This window comes from Microbulbifer guangxiensis, from assembly GCF_021729075.1.
Classification (GTDB): Bacteria; Pseudomonadota; Gammaproteobacteria; order Pseudomonadales; family Cellvibrionaceae; genus Microbulbifer; species Microbulbifer guangxiensis.
Genome location: NZ_JAJSAQ010000001.1, coordinates 690,091 through 706,982, shown reverse-complemented (window position 1 = coordinate 706,982; position 16,892 = coordinate 690,091). Strand labels below are relative to the sequence as shown.

Annotated in this window: 15 protein-coding genes; 7 read left to right on the top strand and 8 right to left on the bottom strand. The window is 60.5% G+C overall.

The window, feature by feature from the left end:
- The first annotated feature begins 90 nt into the window (after window positions 1–90).
- Complete coding sequence (gene gnd / locus LVD12_RS03080; RefSeq protein WP_237065523.1) at window positions 91–1,617, top strand: NADP-dependent phosphogluconate dehydrogenase; 1,527 nt, start codon at window positions 91–93, stop codon at window positions 1,615–1,617.
- A gap of 144 nt (window positions 1,618–1,761) precedes the next feature.
- Here the strand turns inward: gnd and LVD12_RS03075 are convergent, their stop codons facing one another.
- Genes LVD12_RS03075 through LVD12_RS16195 form a run of 3 tightly spaced genes read right to left on the bottom strand, consistent with a single transcriptional unit; the run spans window position 1,762 to window position 3,595 of the window.
- Window positions 1,762–2,229 (bottom strand): GNAT family N-acetyltransferase, encoded by a 468-nt coding sequence (locus tag LVD12_RS03075; protein ID WP_237065522.1) that lies wholly within the window; start codon window positions 2,227–2,229, stop codon window positions 1,762–1,764.
- A gap of 18 nt (window positions 2,230–2,247) precedes the next feature.
- Entirely contained in the window at window positions 2,248–3,237 is a 990-nt protein-coding gene (gene rdgC, locus LVD12_RS03070) for a recombination-associated protein RdgC (RefSeq protein WP_237065521.1), read from the bottom strand.
- Complete coding sequence (locus LVD12_RS16195; protein WP_369413352.1) at window positions 3,227–3,595, bottom strand: tyrosine-type recombinase/integrase; 369 nt, start codon at window positions 3,593–3,595, stop codon at window positions 3,227–3,229. Before LVD12_RS16195 ends, rdgC begins: the two co-directional genes overlap by 11 nt.
- Between LVD12_RS16195 and LVD12_RS16050 the strand changes: the two genes are divergently transcribed.
- Entirely contained in the window at window positions 3,596–3,727 is a 132-nt protein-coding gene (locus LVD12_RS16050) for a hypothetical protein (RefSeq protein WP_255771324.1), read from the top strand. It begins immediately after the preceding gene.
- A 177-nt stretch (window positions 3,728–3,904) separates the two neighbouring features.
- The gene (locus tag LVD12_RS03065) at window positions 3,905–4,336 is read left to right on the top strand and encodes a hypothetical protein (RefSeq protein ID WP_237065519.1); all 432 of its coding nucleotides are present in this window, start codon (window positions 3,905–3,907) and stop codon (window positions 4,334–4,336) included.
- A gap of 386 nt (window positions 4,337–4,722) precedes the next feature.
- Here the strand turns inward: LVD12_RS03065 and LVD12_RS03060 are convergent, their stop codons facing one another.
- A complete protein-coding gene (locus LVD12_RS03060; protein WP_237065517.1) occupies window positions 4,723–5,610 on the bottom strand; it encodes a LysR family transcriptional regulator in 888 nt (295 codons plus the stop codon).
- 101 nt (window positions 5,611–5,711) lie between these two features.
- On the opposite strand from LVD12_RS03060, the gene LVD12_RS03055 reads away from it, so the two are divergent.
- The 3 genes from LVD12_RS03055 (at window position 5,712) to LVD12_RS03045 (ending at window position 10,567) form a co-directional block, all read left to right on the top strand.
- Window positions 5,712–7,148, top strand: a complete 1,437-nt coding sequence (locus LVD12_RS03055; protein WP_237065515.1) for an NADH-quinone oxidoreductase subunit L — start codon at window positions 5,712–5,714, stop codon at window positions 7,146–7,148.
- Window positions 7,145–9,397 (top strand): YbcC family protein, encoded by a 2,253-nt coding sequence (locus LVD12_RS03050; protein ID WP_237065514.1) that lies wholly within the window; start codon window positions 7,145–7,147, stop codon window positions 9,395–9,397. Before LVD12_RS03055 ends, LVD12_RS03050 begins: the two co-directional genes overlap by 4 nt.
- Before the next feature lie 153 nt (window positions 9,398–9,550).
- On the top strand, window positions 9,551–10,567 hold the full coding sequence (locus tag LVD12_RS03045) for an L-threonylcarbamoyladenylate synthase (RefSeq protein ID WP_237065513.1): 1,017 nt from the start codon (window positions 9,551–9,553) through the stop codon (window positions 10,565–10,567).
- Window positions 10,568–10,669: 102 nt separating this feature from the next.
- On the opposite strand, the gene LVD12_RS03040 is transcribed toward LVD12_RS03045, so the two are convergent.
- From LVD12_RS03040 to LVD12_RS03025, 4 genes are all read right to left on the bottom strand, one after another.
- Window positions 10,670–10,999: a YceK/YidQ family lipoprotein gene (locus LVD12_RS03040; RefSeq protein WP_237065512.1), complete on the bottom strand. Its 330-nt coding sequence runs from the start codon at window positions 10,997–10,999 to the stop codon at window positions 10,670–10,672.
- 107 nt (window positions 11,000–11,106) lie between these two features.
- Window positions 11,107–11,601 (bottom strand): hypothetical protein, encoded by a 495-nt coding sequence (locus LVD12_RS03035; RefSeq protein ID WP_237065511.1) that lies wholly within the window; start codon window positions 11,599–11,601, stop codon window positions 11,107–11,109.
- Window positions 11,602–11,836: 235 nt separating this feature from the next.
- Window positions 11,837–13,306 (bottom strand): aminoacyl-histidine dipeptidase, encoded by a 1,470-nt coding sequence (locus LVD12_RS03030; protein WP_237065510.1) that lies wholly within the window; start codon window positions 13,304–13,306, stop codon window positions 11,837–11,839.
- A 208-nt stretch (window positions 13,307–13,514) separates the two neighbouring features.
- Window positions 13,515–15,464, bottom strand: coding sequence for a VacB/RNase II family 3'-5' exoribonuclease (locus tag LVD12_RS03025; protein ID WP_237065509.1), 1,950 nt, complete (start codon window positions 15,462–15,464; stop codon window positions 13,515–13,517).
- Window positions 15,465–15,774: 310 nt separating this feature from the next.
- Here LVD12_RS03025 and LVD12_RS03020 point away from each other — a divergent pair, with 310 nt between their 5' ends.
- A complete protein-coding gene (locus tag LVD12_RS03020; RefSeq protein WP_237065508.1) occupies window positions 15,775–16,848 on the top strand; it encodes a Glu/Leu/Phe/Val dehydrogenase dimerization domain-containing protein in 1,074 nt (357 codons plus the stop codon).
- The last annotated feature ends 44 nt before the right edge of the window (window positions 16,849–16,892 follow it).

Below are 16,892 nucleotides of genomic sequence, written 5' to 3'. Positions count from 1 at the left end.
GCGCTGTATTGCTCCAGGCTCCCGCCATAAGAGGCATGTTGCTATACTCCGCACCCTTTTGAGCTGTATCCACCAAATCAGGGGCAATCCATGGCTGATTCTGACGCTTTGTGTGACATTGGTTTTATCGGCGCGGGGGTGATGGGCAAGAACCTGATCCTCAACCTGGCCGACAACGGCTACCGTGTCTGCGCCTTCGACCTGGATCACCACAAGCTGGATGCGCTGCTGGAACAGGATGCCCGCGAGCGCGGTGACCAGCCGGCCCGCGTCGAGACCTGCAACTCCTACACCGAACTCCTTTCCCGGGTAAAAGCCCCGCACCTGGTGATACTCTCCGTGCCCGCCGGTGCCCCGGTGGACGACGTGTGTAACAAGCTTCTGGATGCCGGCCTCAAGGCGGACGATATCGTGGTGGATACCGGCAACAGCCTGTGGACCGATTCGGTGACGCGCTGCAAGCGCTATGAGGGCAAACTGATCTTCTTTACCACTGCCGTCTCCGGCGGTGAGGTGGGCGCCCGCTTTGGCGCCTCGTTGATGCCCAGTGGCGATCCTTATGCCTGGGCCCGTATCGAGCCTATCTGGCATGCCATCGCCGCCAAGGTCGACCCGGGCAGCGGCCAGCCCATCGAGCGCTTCGAGCCGGGCAACCCGGTCACCGAGGGCGAGCCCTGCGCCGCCTATATCGGCCCCATCGGTTCGGGCCATTTCGTGAAAATGGTGCACAACGGCATCGAATACGCCGACATGCAGATGATCTGCGAGGCTTACGATGTGATGCGTAGCGCGCTGGAGATGACCCCGGCAGAGATTGCCGCAGTCTTCCGCGAGTGGAATGAGGGCAAGCTGAATAGTTACCTGATCGATATCAGCGCCGAGGTGCTGGCCACGGTAGACGCTGAAACCCGGCAGCCGCTGGTGGATATCATTCTCGATCGGGCCGGCCAGAAGGGCACCGGCCTTTGGACCGCAGTCAGCAGCCTGGAAGTCGGCTGCCCGGCGCCGAGTATTGCCGAGGCGGTCTTTGCCCGCTCACTCTCTACCCGCAAGGTCCTGCGTGGGCGTGCGGCGAAGAAACTGCACGGCCCCGACATTCAGCCGGTGCCAGAGGCCGAGCGCGCCGAGGCAATTCAACAGCTGCACGATGCACTCTACTGCGCCAAGATCTGTGTCTACGCACAGGGCTTTGACCTGATGAAACTGGCGGCGCGGGAGCAGGGCTGGCAGCTGAATTTCGCCGAAATCGCCCGCATCTGGCGCGCCGGCTGCATCATCCGCGCCGTCTTCCTGCAGTCCATCAGTGACGCCTATGAGCGGGACATCAAGCTTTCCAACCTGCTGCTGGATGATTTCTTCATCGAGCAGATCGCCTCCAACCAGGGTAACTGGCGCCGGGCGGTGGCGGATGCCAGTCTGCGCGGTATCCCGGTGCCGGCCCTGTCCTCAGCACTTAGTTATTACGACGCTTTCCGCCGCGAATCCCTGCCCGCCAACCTGCTGCAGGCGCAGCGGGATTTCTTCGGTGCGCATACCTTCTCCCGGGTCGATCGGCCGGAGAACGAAAAATACCACGTGCAGTGGAGCGAGAAAGGCCGGCCGATGGTCAAGGTCTGACATCGACGCTCAATAAAAAAACCCAGCTGGCCCGGGGTTTTTTATGCGTGGCGCCAGCAGTGCTGTTGAGACTGAGCTCGGTTAGCGGCCGCCGGGGAAATGCCGGAATATATCGTTGACGACCGCGGACAGGGTGGGCCGCCGTCAATCTTCTCCGAGGCGGGCCTGCATGATGGTGACCACCTCGCCGTGATAGCGCTCGCGGCGCAGCCGCTGCCAGCCCAGGGTCTCGTAGAAAATCTCCTGACCCGGTGTGAACAGGTAAAGTGCCGGCAGGCCACGGGCCTGACACTGTGCCATCACATGCCGGATCAGCTGACTGCCCAGGCCGCGGCCACGGTGGCGGGGATGGACGTACACATTGGCAAGCCACGGCCCCAGCTCGCGGTTGGTTTCCATGTCCTGCTCGAGCACCGAGGCGGAACCCCAGACACCCTCGTCATCGACCAGCACCCAGGTAGCCGGAACTGCTCCCCGCTCGAGTGAGCGGCGCAGGTCTTCGGCAAAGTCTGTATGGGTCTCGTCTGGGTATAGATGCCGCCACTCGTCAAAGTGCCAGCTGGCCAGCATATCGACGGCAGTGGGTTGGTCGCTCAGGTTATCTATACGCATCGGGAAGTGGGATGGGCGTCAGAGCTCCACTTCCTCCACCTCTGCCGCCAGCTGGTCCTGCTCGGTGCGGTTGGCGCGGGCGACAATCTCCTCCACACTGGCGCCCTCGCCGGCACCACCGAACGCGGCCACCAGGTCGGTGAGCAGGGCGGAGATCTCCAGAGTCATGACCGAGAAATCGGCATCGAAACGTTGGGCGGCATTCTCGCTGTCGGCGCTGTCCGCCTTCTCGACCAGTTCATCACTGAACTTGACCCGCTTCAGGGACAGCTGGTGATCCACCACGAACTCGACACCGCCGTTCCAGACCAGCCCCAGCTTGTGCACCTGCATCCCGGCCACCAGGTGATTGTGGATCTCTTCGGCGCAGAGGTCCTGATTCTTGCAGCGGATCACGCTGCCACTGTCTTTGGGGTCGCGCAGTTCGCACTCGTGGCCGAATTCAAAGTTGACCGGGGCCTCAGGTGCCGTGAGCCAGTGGGTCATGGCCTGCTGGGGCAGATTCTTGGCGGACAGCGGGATTACCGCCAGGCTGCTGAGGGCCTCGCGCAGGTGTTCCAGCAGCTCCTCAGCGGCAGACGCGGACGAGGCATCCACCACCACCCAGCCGTCCCGCGGTGCGATATAGGCATAGTGCAGGCGTGAGCGGGCAAAGGCCTTGGGGCGCATCTCAAGCAGCACCTCGTCCTTCAGGTTCTGTTTCTCCTTGCGGCCCACCTGGCGGTGTTCCTTCTCGGAAATGGCCTGGGCCCGTTCCTCGACTTTCTCGTTGACGACGCCGGCAGGGATGACTTTCTCCTGCTTCTTGGCGCACACCATCAGGTAGCCGTTGGTGGCATGGACAAGCTCGCTACCGTGGCGGCCCAGCGGTGGTACCCAGCCATAGCGGGCGGCATCCTGGCTGCCACAGGGCACAAACGCCTGCGGCTCCAGCAGTTCGTTCAATTTTTCGGCAGAAAGGTCAAATTCTTTGGTGAGGCGGTAAACGCGCAGATTCTTAAACCACATACAACGGGCCGTCTGTTGGGATTCTTTTCATCGGCCGGCAATTATGCGGAATCAGGCGAGGTGGGGCTAGAGCAAAGCGCCAGTTCCGGGTAACTGCCGAGTCAACAATAGGATCATGGCTTGAGTATGCTGGTCGAGGAAGGGGCTGGGTAAAATTCGACCAAATTGGGCTTGCCGATATTTTCCTGAATCTAAGCCACGGGTCAGTCGGGAGGCTGACTACGACCCGCTCCTGGATACCGATGACATGGAGGTAAAGCATCGTGGTATTGGCATCATTGTGGCCGGGTAATTCCTGGGTATTAAAAATATCCATGCCTGACGTGATCAGTCGTATGGCAAAGGAATGCCGAAACATATGGCAGCTGGCACTTTCTCGAATACCCGCATGCAGGTGAGCGAGGGCAAACGCAAGCTCTTCTTCGAAGTGCGATTATTTTACTTGATACACAACATCGAAAAACTGATGAAGTACGGGGCGATTCAGTGACTCACAGGGATATCGACACTCCTCTGCACAAAAATAGTTGCTATGGCGTCGAATAAGTGATTATGTAAAAGCGGAGTGGTCAAATCATGTTCAATGCGGTGAGCAAGAAAAAGCCGTAGGGTCATCCAGTTTGGTCCTGTTTTCCATAGGATCGTTAGAATTTCAGGGGGAGTGATTATGAGAATTTTTCTGGCAGTTTTTATCTTTATATTCTCAGTTTGTGCAGGTGCCCAAAGCGAAGAGGAAATCTATAAGGAGGCAATGCAATATGTTACCGATAATCAGGAGCTTGTATTTGCAATATCGTTTATTTTTAATGCAAGTACCAAACTAAAGTACTGTGGGTCGAGATTCGCGTCTGAGTTGTCTGACGTTGAAGTGGCTTATGGAAAATTCAATAAGTGGATCAAATCCCTGGATGATGAGATGGACACACCTGTGGAAAGAATGGTGCTAACTGAGTTCAGGGTTGATGCTGAAGGGGCGGCAATGAAAAATATTGAGGAACGTATGGTCTTACAGGCATGCGAATCATTGGTTCGGCTGGCTAAGCAGGAGAAGTTGCCCCCTAAAGTAATCGCGGTCTTAAATGGCCTGGAAAAAGCCTGAATGGCCATGCACGAGGCCTTGCTTCAACTTTGAATTGGTTACTGCCTTAAGAGATTGACATAAAAATCAAATTCAGGTTGTCGCCACTGGAATGGCGTGTGGGGTTTATTTTCCCCATGATTGATAGCTCCTCTCCGTTTCTGCATTATTGGTATTGGTGATTTTGGCATTGCTGGCTCCACAACATGGAGGTGGTCTCAGGTATGAAGATCTGGCTTCGCTGCTGATGTCCAAGCTTCGGAATCGGAATCATCCATAACCGGGCAGGTAGGATGTTATGGGATGGGTTTCTGTAGGGCTATAGTCGATAGCCATGCTGGGTGTGTGGTTGCCGACAATGCTTCCAAAGTTTGTTCTGCTGTCACTAAATTTTTGACTTTTTACTGTTAATCAAACCCCCGCCGCTGCTGGCTGAGCAGCAGGTCCAGCGCATCCGGCTGCAGTCGCCGGTTAACGGTAATCGCATAGAAGTGCTCGTATACATCGGGCAGCTTGAAGTAGACCGCCAGCTTGCCGCTCGCCAGTTCATCCCTCACCACCACGCTGGGCATCACCGCCACCGAGCCACTGTCCCGGGCCAGCAGTCGCAGCATGGCCATATCGTCCACTTCTGCTTGGATTTGCGGGTCGAACTGCCACAGGCTGCAGAAGGCATCGAAAGCCTGCCGCATTTCGCTGCGGAGGCCAGGTAGCAGCCAGCGCAGCCCGGCGTAACCCTCCGGGAAGGCGGCATTTGGCTTCAGGTCTGGGGGGCCGATCACGGAGAGGGGCTGGCTGGCCACCCGTTGTACCTGCCAGGGGCGGTGGGGGTCGTCGCCGACGTTGGTGTTGGTGAGCACCAGGTCCAGCTCATGGTTGGCAAGGCCGTCCAGCAGGGTGGGCATGGGCAGGCTCTGCAGGCTGAAGCGCTGATCCGGGTCGCTCAGCAGCGGCGCGATAAAGACCTCGATAAAGTTCCTCGACATGGTGGCGGCCATGCCGATGCGCAGCGTCTGGTGCACCGGGTTGATTCCCTGTCTCAGTACCGCCTCGAGTTCCTCCCCCTTCCTGAAGATGTCGTTGGCATAGCTGAGAACCTGCTGCCCCGCTTCGGTCAGTTGCAGCTTGCGTCCCTGGCGGTTGAAGAGCTGCTGGCCCAGGTTGTCCTCGAGCTGGCGGATCTGGGTGGAGAGGGCCGACTGCGAGATATGCAGCTGGTTGGCGACCTGGGTGAGGTTGCCGCCCCGGGCAACCTGCCAGAAGTAGTAGAGGTGGTGATAGTTCAGTCGGCTCATTGTTCTATTTTAGAGAACGATTGGTGAATTAATATCAATTTTACCTAACCCATGTCCCTGTGGATACTGCGCCCCATCGCAAATAGACCTTGGGGACTGGGATGCAAGCACACTTACTGGACTGGCTGTTGGCACTAATGGTATCGCTCTACCCGCTGGCGGCACTGTTGCGTGTGCGCTGGTCGGTGGCGATCGGCATGGGCGGCCTGGCGCTGGCTCTAGCGCTGGGCAGTGCCACCTTGCAGTGGTTGACCGATCTCGCCCCGGGCCGCTGGTTCAGCCCGCACCCGGCGAGCCCGGTGGTGGCCCTGATCGTCACTTTCATCGGGTTCCTGGTACTGCGCTTCTCGCGGAATTATCTCGCCGGTGAGCCGCGGCTGGGTGTGTTCCAGCGCCGCGTGCTGTGGCTGCTGGGCGGGGTGGCGCTGGTGGTGACCACTAACCACGCCCTGATGCTGCTGGCCGGTTGGGTTGGCATCAGTTTGGCTCTGCACAGTTTGCTGCTCTTCTATCCCGAGCGCCCGCGGGCGCAACTTGCCGCCCACAAGAAGTTCCTGTTGGCGCGGCTGGCCGAGCTGTCCCTGGGGGTGGCGCTGCTGCTGCTCTACCTGCACCACGGCAGCCCATGGCTCGATGAACTTTTCTCCGCCGACGGCATGCTCTCCCTGCAACAGGGGGTGGCGATCGTGCTGATTGCGATTGCGGCACTGATCAAGTGTGCACAGCTGCCGGTACACGGCTGGTTGGTTCAGGTGGTGGAGGCGCCGACTCCGGTTTCAGCACTGCTGCACGCAGGGGTGATCAACCTCGGAGGCTACCTGCTGATTCTGGCTGCCCCGTTGTTGGCAGCATCGCTGGCGGCCCAATGGCTGGTGCTGGTGGTTGCCGGGCTCACGGTGGTTGTGGCCAGCCTAGCCATGAGTTTGCAGACCAGCGTCAAGGAACGCCTGGCTTGGTCGACCAGTGCACAAATGGGCCTGATGCTGCTGGAATGTGCCCTCGGCCTCCATGCCCTGGCGCTGCTGCACCTGGCCGCGCACAGCTGCTACAAGGCGCACGGTTTTCTCGCCGCCGCGGACAACATGAACAAGGTGTTGGCGCAGAAACTGGCCGGTCCCCCTCGCTGGCGTTATCGGCTGTTGCCGGCGCTGGCTTTAAGTGTCGGTCTCTGGCTGCTTGGAGTAACCCCTGCGGCCCTGGCGCTGCTGGCTCTGACACTGGTGATGGTGGGACCTCTGGGCGGGCTGCTCATCGCTGTAGCTTATCTGGTCCAGAAAACCCTGTTCGAGACGCTGCTACCGGCACCGTTTGCCCCCGGTTGGTCAGAGACTCTGTGGGTGGCTGCCATCGCGCTGCTACTGTTCGCCGGGTTTGTGGCGCAGGCCGAACCGAAACGCGTTCGCTTCCGCCACTGGCTGCACGCAGGCCTTTTCCTCGATCACTGGGCGACACGTCTGACGCTGGCGGTCTGGCCCGCTCCTATCGAAAAACTCGCACTGCTATCCGCTGCAAAACGTAACAAGGAGTCCTGGTCATGAGTCTCACCGATGCCTGTGCCCGCATTGCCCCGGCTTGGCCGCTCGACCAGCTGATCGCCGTTAATCCCTGGTGGCCGCTGGTGGACCAGCCCATGCCAGAGGTTGCCGCCCGCCTCGCTGCACTGGGTGGGGTGCGTTGCCTGATGAGCATCGATCACTACCGGGCGCAGAATATCAGTGAGGCCTCCCTGGCTGCGGCGGCAGCGGAGCAGGAAATCTCCCTGACTGAAGTGGAAGCCGCCCACGATTCGGCTGCGCCACGGCACTGGCAGTCCCTCGCTGCCATGCACCGGCAGAGTGAAGCGTTCAGTTGGCGCGATGCCATTGTCGACCAGGTGAGCCGCTGCTGCGCCATGTACTGGCAGGAGGCGGACCAGCTCTACCGGCACTGGCTGGCGCATACCCGCGATGAGAAAGGGCTTGCGCTGCTCATGGGCTGCCCGCAGTTGCGCAAACTACTCAAGAAGCTGCCCAGCGATGCCGGGGCAATGCTGGAGCTGGCGCAGGCGTCACTTGGCATCAGCGAGGAGGAGGCCTGTGCTCTGGGACACGGCTGGTTACTGGAGATCAACGGCTGGGCTTCTGCTGGTGCCTACCTGCACTGGCAGGCCAACCTGGCTGGTGAAGAGCGTCAGTGCCTGCAGCAATTGCTGGCGATCCGCCTGGCCTGGGAGTGGTTGACCTTGCAACTGGCCGGCGAAGAATTATTGGCAAGCTGGCAGCAGCAGTCCATTCCGATGCTGGTCGAGGCGCACCGCTCTCACCAGCGCTTGGCCTGGGTCTGGCAGCGCGCGGCGGAGCTGGATTACCAGCGCGGTCTTGCGCGGGAACTGGCCCAGCCAGCGGAGCGGAAGAAAACAGCGGCTAAGTTGCAGGCGGTGTTCTGTATCGACGTGCGCTCAGAGCCGATGCGGCGCGCGCTGGAAGCGCAGCATGCGGGTATCGAAACCCGCGGCTTTGCCGGCTTCTTTGGCCTGCCACTGGGCTATCGGCCCGCCGGCGCGAAGTACCAGCGGCCACAGCTACCCGGCCTGCTGGCGCCGCAGGTCTGGGTACGCGAAGCAGAGCCGGCCAAGTCGGGGCCAATCAAGCTCAAGCGAAAGACCTACTGGCAGCGACTGATGGCGGGTTCGCCCGGCACCTTCGGCGCGGTAGAGGCGACCGGGCTGGCCTATGCAGCCCGACTGTTGAAGCGCAGTTTCTGGCCGAGCGCGCCGCAGCATCCGGTTAACCGGCTGTTGCGGGCGGCATCGGGGCCATTCGTACTGGAGGACGCCGACGGCCCCCTGAGCTTGGATCGCCAGGCCGGGATGCTGGCGGGCGTACTCAATGCGATGGGGCTCACCGAGCCGGCGCAACTGGTGTTGCTGGTGGGGCATGGCAGCAGTACCTGTAACAACCCCCATGCCGCGGGACTCGACTGCGGCGCCTGTGGTGGCCAGAGCGGCGAACTCAATGTGCGGGTTCTGGCGCAGCTGGCCAATGATCCGCAGGTGCGCGAGGCGCTGGCAGACCGCCATGGGATTTTCCTGCCGCCCGAATGCCGCTTTGTGGCTGCCCTGCACGACACCACCGCCGACAATATCCATTGCTTCGATGAAGTGGATGCGGAGGTGCAGGCGTGGCTGGCCGATGCAGGCAAGCGGGCCCGTGCCGAGCGTGCACCAAAATTCGGCGAGAGTGATGAAAAGGCGCTGGAGCGGCGGGGCTGGGACTGGTCGCAGACCCGGCCCGAATGGGGGCTCGCCGGCAATGCGGCGTTTGTCATCGCACCGCGTTCGCGCACCCGCAATGCCAACCTGGCTGGTCGCGTGTTCCTGCACGATTACGACTGGCGGGGGGATAAAGAGTACCGCCTGCTGGAGACGCTGCTCACTGCGCCGATGCTCGTCACTCACTGGATCAACATGCAGTACAACGCTTCGGTAACCGATCCGCAGCGCTACGGCAGCGGCAACAAGATTCTGCACAACCTGGTCGACAATCTCGGTGTGCTCGAGGGGCAGGGTGGGGACCTGCGTATCGGTCTCTCCCTGCAGGCGGTGAACGATGGCAAGCAGTGGCAGCACCGGCCCCAGCGACTGTGTGTAGTGGTTGCGGCTCCGGCAGAGCCACTGCATGCACTGGTTCGCAAGCATGCGGTGGTGCGGCAGCTGGTGGATAACCACTGGCTGACCCTGCTACGAATGGATGAGGATGGTCGGCTGTTCCGACTCTACCGGGATGAATTCCGGCAGGAAGCAGAGTAATCATGAGACAGGGGAGGTTTGTTCTGCCATGCGCACTGTTGTGTGTGACCACGGTCAACTGATGGGGCGCCGGGTGGCAACAGAAGTGGGTTTCAACTTTTCAATCGTTAACCGGATGACCCGCCCAGGCGTGGCGCCGGAAGGATATGGCTTGTGAAAACCGAATATCTTGACAAGGGTTCCATCAACCGGGCCGCCGAGTTGCTCTCCGCCGGCGAGCTGGTGGCATTGCCGACGGAAACGGTGTACGGCCTGGCGGCGGATGCGTACAACCCGGATGCTGTAGCGGCCACTTTCGCGGCCAAAGGGCGGCCCGCCGACCACCCGTTGATCGTGCACCTGAGCAGTGTGCAGGAAATGGCGTTCTGGGCCGCTTCGGTGCCGCAGGAAGCTTGGGATCTGGCGAACAGATTCTGGCCGGGGCCACTGACGCTACTGCTGCGCAAGGGCAAGCGGGTGCCTGACGTGATTACCGGTGGGCGCGATACGGTGGCGCTGCGATTGCCGGCACACTCGCTGTTCCTCCTGGTGCTTAAGCGCCTGGGGCGTGCAGTGACGGCGCCATCGGCCAATCGCCACAAGCGCTTGAGCCCCACATCCGCCGGGGATGTCCGGCGCGAACTGGATGGGTGCATCAGCGGGGTGCTCGACGGTGGCGACTGTGCGCTGGGTCTGGAGTCAACGATCCTGGATCTGACCGCTGCACCACGGATTCTGCGTCCGGGGCCCATCAGTGCGAAGGAGATTGAAAGCTGCCTGGGGCAGGCAGTCGAGCAGCCGGTGGCGCACTCTGTTGCCGTTGCCGGCAACCTGCGGGAGCATTATCGCCCCCAGGCGCCGGTCTGGCTGGTGCCGGCCGGCTCACTCGATAGGGTGGTTGGCGAGGTGCAGTCAGCGCGTCTGGGAGTGCTGCACCTGCCGGGCAACCGGCCGACTATCGGAAACTGTATCGAGATGCCGCCGAGCGCGGTGGATTTCGGGGCGCGCCTCTATCGGCAGATGCGCGATCTGGATGAGAGTGGCTGCGAAGCGATTCTCGTCGAGGAACCGCCCGCTGATGTCTCCTGGGCCGCTGTTCACGATCGCCTCCGTCGTGCCGCAATGTGCACTGCCAGCGAGGCGCGCGCGATCAATGAAGTCTTGCAGTCGTCGGCGGTCGGTGCTGGCTAAAGAAAACCGGTTGGCAGCAGCCCGGAGTGGAGTCCGGGCTGTCTGTGCAGGGTAGGATCGTCTCAACTGCCTCTGAAAGCTACAGGGGTAATTGCACCAGCGTTACGGCCTGTACTGCTCCTCAATCTGCAGGTTGCCATTTTTAACCTGACGGTAAGCCGTCAGGGGCAAGGCAATCGTGTCCGTGGCTGCGGAAGCCACGCTGTCGACGAAATAGAATCCAAGCTGCCAGTTGAAATAAATCGAGTTTTTGTTGGAATTCATTTTGCAGAGGTTATAAGACACGCCACTGTAAATCCTGGGCAGCGTCTCGCAATTGGATTCCTGACGTTTCAGGTTTGCAGCGATTTCCCTGTCTGACTTGGTCAGTGTTGTGAAGCTGCCGCATGCACTAAGGACCAGTGCCGTAGGCGCGATCAAAATTGCTTTCATGGAATAACGGTATCCTCAATGTTTGTTTTAATCGCAAAGCATTATTTTTGGAGGTGTTTCCTGAGAGCCAATGATCTCGCTGCTCAGGAAGCCACAAGAGGTGATGGTTAAAACTGATAACCAAGATGAAATCCATATTCCATGCCTGATCTGAAACCACCATTCCAGTCCGTGTGGCGATAGGTTTTCCCTGCACTGAGTCCAGTCAAAAAGCCCGCTTGGCCAGCACCGGTGAAGTAGTAGGTGTAGGTGCCTGAGAGGCGGCTCTCGAAGGAACCGTCGTCATCGTAGTCGAAAACTCTGGTCCCGGTCTCAGGTTGCAAACGGTATTGCGCATCCCAGGTTTCTCTAATACGGAAGGCGAGACCAAAACTGTGCTTTTCGAACATCGCCCGCTCCCAGCCAAGTGTCAGCCCGGCTCGGCTGTCAGGGTGGCTGGCCAAACCGGCACCGGCGTACAAACTGTTGTTGTCCAAATTTACCGAGAATTTGAACCCGGCGAGACCGCCGTATTGGGTACCAAGCCCGAGACCAAAACTGGTGTCGACATCGGCCATGGCCAGGCAGGGTAGCAGTGCGCTGATTAGAGCGAGCTTTTTCATTTTGCTTCCTTGTAACGTGAATAGGGAATGCTCAGATCAGCTTTTTGGGAAAAAGTTCTTTAAAAAATTTCAAATATAAAAAAATATTACAATCTGTCTGGTCTTGGCGAGCCTGGGAGTAATGATCGGGGCTGGGGGGAGTGCTATCTGCGAGGTGACGAGAAAAAGGGCTGCGTTGGAGCAGAGGTGAAAAGCCCCACCTCCCGTGAGGTGGAGCCGTCATCGGTCCAGTCAATCAGGCCTTCGGGATGGCCTGCACCACCTTCAGGAAGTAATCCCAGAAGTTGCCCACGCTCTCGATATGGACCCGCTCTTCCGGCGAGTGCGCGCGGCGGATGGTGGGGCCGAAGGAGACCATGTCCCAGTGAGGGTAGGGCTTGGCCAGCAGGCCGCATTCCAGGCCGGCGTGGATGACCTTTACCTCCGGTTCCTCGCCGGTCATGTCCTGATAGACATCCTTCATCAGTTTCAGCAAGGGCGAGTGGATGTTCGGTGTCCAGCCGGGGTAGGCATTGTCCAGTGATACCCTGGCGCCGGCCAGCTCGAAGGTGGCGGCGACGTTCAGGCCGTGATCGTCGCGGGCGCTGTCGGACAGGCTGCGGACCAGGCACTGGATGCGCACCTGGTGCTGGCCGTCCACTTCTTCGGTGACGACGCGGGCCAGGTTGTTGGAGGTATCGGCGATGCCTTCCAGGTCGGTGCTCATACGGGCAACGCCATTGGGGCAGCAGCGGATGGCACGGATCAGTTGCTGCTGGGTAGCCGGGTTCATCACGTTCGCGGGTCTTTCGGTCTCCTCGATGGTGATTTCCAGTTTGGCCTCGTTATCCAGCTCCGCCTTGATGACGGCGGTCTCCTGCAGGACGATTTCCACCAGCCGCTCGGCATGTTCTGCCGGTACCGATACGGTGCTGAACGATTCCCGTGGAATGGCGTTGCGCAGGCTGCCGCCATCGAGGCTGGCGATATGCAGGTCGCCGATCTCGCGCAGGGCGATGTCGATGATGCGGTTGGCGATCTTGTTGGCATTGCCGCGCCCCTTGTCGATGTCGAGGCCGGAATGACCGCCGCGCAGGCCGCGCACAGTCAGGCGGAATGCCTTGTGGTCGGCGGGCATGCCGGTGGCGGTATAGGGCAGGGCAACATTGATATCGACACCGCCGGCGCAGCCCACGTACAGCTCACCCTCGTCCTCGGTATCCAGGTTCAGCAACAGTTCCGCCTCGAAGTGGCCCGGCTTCAGGTGCTTGGCGCCGGTCATGCCGGCTTCCTCGTCGATGGTGAGCAGCGCTTCCAGCGGCGGGTGCGGGATGTCAGTGCTCTCCAGCAGAGCGAGGATGGCGGCAACGCCGATGCCGTTGTCGGCGCCCAGGGTTGTGCCTTCGGCGGTCACCCATTCGCCGTCCACATGGGCCTTGATAGGATCCTTCAGGAAGTCGTGGTCGGTGTCGGCATTCTTCTGCGGCACCATGTCCACATGGCTCTGCATGGCCAGGATTTTGCGGTCTTCCATGCCCGGCGTGGCCGGTTTCTTGATGATGACGTTGCCGATCTGGTCCAGCTTGACCTCCAGGCCGCGCTCCTTACAGAAATCGAGGATATAGGCCACGACCTTCTCCTCGTGTTTGGAGGGGCGGGGGATTTCGCACAGTTTGGCAAAATGCTTCCACAGAGGCTTGGGATTGAGCTCGGCAATACTGGTCATTGTTGGACCCCTTGTATCTGTTGCTGGCTATTGGTGCTGGCTGTTGGTGCCGGCAATGATTCTTTTGGAATTGAATTGTTACTGGCCGATCGGTTTTGCCGGTTCGCCAGTGGTGCCGGAGTCCAGTGGTGCTGGATTCCGGCCTTCGCCGGAATGACGATGGAAAGCAAGGTCGGGCAGGGGGTGGAGCCTGCCCATTGTCAGTAGATTATTGGGCCGTAACGGATTCCACCACTTCCAGCGCGATGCGGCGCTTGTCCACGTCCACACTGCTGACTTTGACGGTTACCGGCTGTTCCAGGCGGTAAGTCTGGCCCTTGTTGGTCAGGGTCAGGTGTTTGCCGTCGAATTCCGGCGGGTTTTTCTTGTCGGTGTTCATGCGCACGAAGCCGTCGATACCATTGTCATCGAGACGCACGCCGATACCGGCACCGTTCACCTGGGTGACCTTGCCGGTGAACTCCTGGCCCACCTTGTCCTGCATGAACTGGCAGTAGAGCCACTGTTCCAGTGCGCGGTTGGCCTGGCGGCCGCAGAGCAGGCTCTCCTGCAATGCTTCGATCTTGTTGTGATCCAGGGCGGGCAGTTTTTCCCCTTCAGCGGCAGCGCGCAGCACGCGGTGGTTGTGCAGGTCGTTGTACTTGCGGATCGGCGAGGTGACCGTGGCATAGCAATCGAGCCCGAGGCCCAGGTGCGCGCCGGGACAATTGGCTAGCTGGCCGGGGCGCAGCATGCGCTTGAGGACGGCCAGCAGGTTCTGCATCTCTGGCTCGTCGTGGGTTTCGAGGTATTTCACCAGTGCCAGATAGTTGTCCAGCTGGTGCAGGTCTTTTTCCGCATGCTCTGGCAGGGACTCCTTCAGCAGGCTCTTTACCTCGCCCATGCGCTCATCGCGGAAGCCCAGGTGCACGGAGAAGCAGCCCTGACTCAGTTCTGCCAGCTTGCGTCCCATGGAGATATTGGCGGCCAGCATGGCCTCCTCCACGATGCGCTGGGCGGCGTTGCGCTCCAGCTTTTCGATGCGGTCAATCTTGCGATTCTCGTTGAGATAGATCGCGTAATCCGGGCGGTCTTCCATCATCAGCGAGTGACCGGCTCGGTAGGCAGCGCGGGCTTCGGACATGGTGGCCAGGTTGCGCATGCTCTCCTGCTGCTCCGCCGGCACTGCGCTGTCATCCCCTTCGAGGAACTTTGCCACCTGGTTGTAGCTCAGCTTGTGCTGGGAGCGGATCGCGGCAAATTCATAGCTGGCTTCGCCGAGGTTGCCGTCACTGTCGACATCGACGTGCAGTACGAGCACCGGGCGCAGCTCGCCGGGCAGTAGCGAAAACTGGTGCTCACATAGCTCCCGGGGCAGCATCGGCAGGGTTTCACCGGGGAGGTACTGGCTGTGGGCGCGCCTGAAGGCCTCTTTGTCCAGCGGGCTGTCGGTTTCGATCAGGCTGGACGGGTCGGCCACGGCGATGTGCAGGGTCCAGCCGCCATCGCGGGCGGTGACCGCCAGGGCGTCATCCATGTCGCGGGTAGACTCGGCGTCGATAGTGACGAAGCCAAGGCCGGACAGGTCCTGCCGTTCACTGACGACGGACTCCAGCTTGCCGGTAATGTCTTTGGCCTGTTCCCGGGCGGCTTTGCCAAAAGCTTCCGGCAGCCGGTGCTGCGCGACCACATAGGCGTGCTCGATGCCGGGCATGTCCGGTTTGCCGATCACGGTATCGACTCTGGCTTGGGCGCGGCCATCCTTGAACGGGTGGCGGTTGATGCTGCAGGCGATAAAGTCGCCGGGCTGGGCCTTGCCGCGGGCTTTGGGGGGCAGGAAAATCCAGCGGGTAAAGCCGGGCAGGCTCGGCTGGACAAAGTGGCCCTGGCCGCGCTGCACATACTGGCCTACCAGGTACTTGAGTTCGGAATCCTGCAGGGTGTCCAGTTCCGCGGACAGCTTGCCCTTCTCTTCCTCATTCAGACTGACCCGCACCCGGTCCCCGGGGAAGACCCGCTCCATTTCCGCCGGGGGCAGGAAGGCCTCGCGGCCGTCATCGAGGGTGACAAAGCCAAACTTGCCGTTGCTGCCGCGCACCCGGCCCTCGGCAAACTCCTTGGTGGAGCGGATGTCAGTCTTCAGTTGGGAAAGTTGCTTGAGGGCGTCGGCATTCAGCATTGCGGGGTCTCTACGGCTTCTCAGGGTCGTTAGTGGGCGCGGATTCTACCAGACCATTGCGGCGGGGCCAGTGACAGTCGAACTACGGGTCGCCCCAGAATGTGACCGCTTGGGCATGTTTATTCCCGTGTGACCCCTCATCCTAATAATTGATTGATGGCGTGATGTTTTCGCCCGTCTATCGTCGGATTGTGCAAAATTTGCAAACTCTATATCCCGGCACTGGATATAATCTTACCTTCGAATAAGAACAGAAACGGGCTGTGGTCGTTCCCCAGCTGTAGAACCGGTCTCCGGAGAGGAACACAGAATGAGTATTTTTTCCCATCCCGCCTATGACAAGCACGAACAAGTTGCTTTCTACCAGGATGCCAAAAGCGGCCTGAAGGCGATTATTGCGGTGCACAACACCAATCTGGGACCCTCACTGGGCGGTTGCCGTATGTGGCCGTACGCCGATGACGGCGAGGCCCTCAATGACGTGCTGCGTCTCTCCCGCGGTATGACCTATAAATCTGCCATGGCCGGCTTGAAGCTGGGTGGCGGCAAATCGGTGATCATTGGCGATCCGCGCAAGAACAAGACCCCGGAGCTGCTGCGCGCCATGGGCGACTTCATCAACACCCTGGGCGGCCGCTATATCACCGCTGAGGATTCCGGCACCAGCGTCGCCGATATGCACGTGATCGGTGAGCGCACCAGGTTCGTCTCCGGTGTGATCGAGGGTTCCGAGCACGGCGGCGACCCGTCCCCCTCTACTGCCTACGGCGTTTTTGTCGGCCTCAAGGCGGCCGCCGAGCACCGCTGGGGCAGAAGTGACCTGAACGGCCTCAAGGTGTCCCTGCAGGGCGTGGGCAACGTGGGCTTCCGCCTCGCCAGGCTGCTCAAGGAAGCGGGTGCCGAGCTGTTCGTCACCGACATCTTCCAGGACAACATCGATCGCGCTGTCAACGAGCTGGGCGCGACCGCAGTCGGCGCCGACGAGATCTTCGACCTTGATGTCGACCTGTTCGCCCCCTGTGCCATGGGCGCCATCCTGAACGATGACACCATTGCACGCCTGAAAGTGGGTGCCATCGCCGGTGCCGCCAACAACCAGCTGGCGGAAGAGCGGCACGCGGCAGTGCTGCGCGAGAAGGGCATCCTCTACGCACCGGACTACGTGATTAACGCCGGCGGTATCATCGACGTCTATTACCAGCAGCAGGGTGACTACAAGCCGGCCCAGGTCAAAGAGCATATCGAGACCATCGGCACCACCATGCAGGAAGTTTTCCAGCGGGCTGATGAAACCGGTGACACCACCGCCCACGTGGCGGACCGGGTGGCAGAGGAGCGCTTCGGTCACGAAGACACGCTGAAAACGGATACAGCGGCAGCCTGATCGGTTGCCCGGCTGGCCGCCAGTGGGCGGTCAGCCCGTTACGG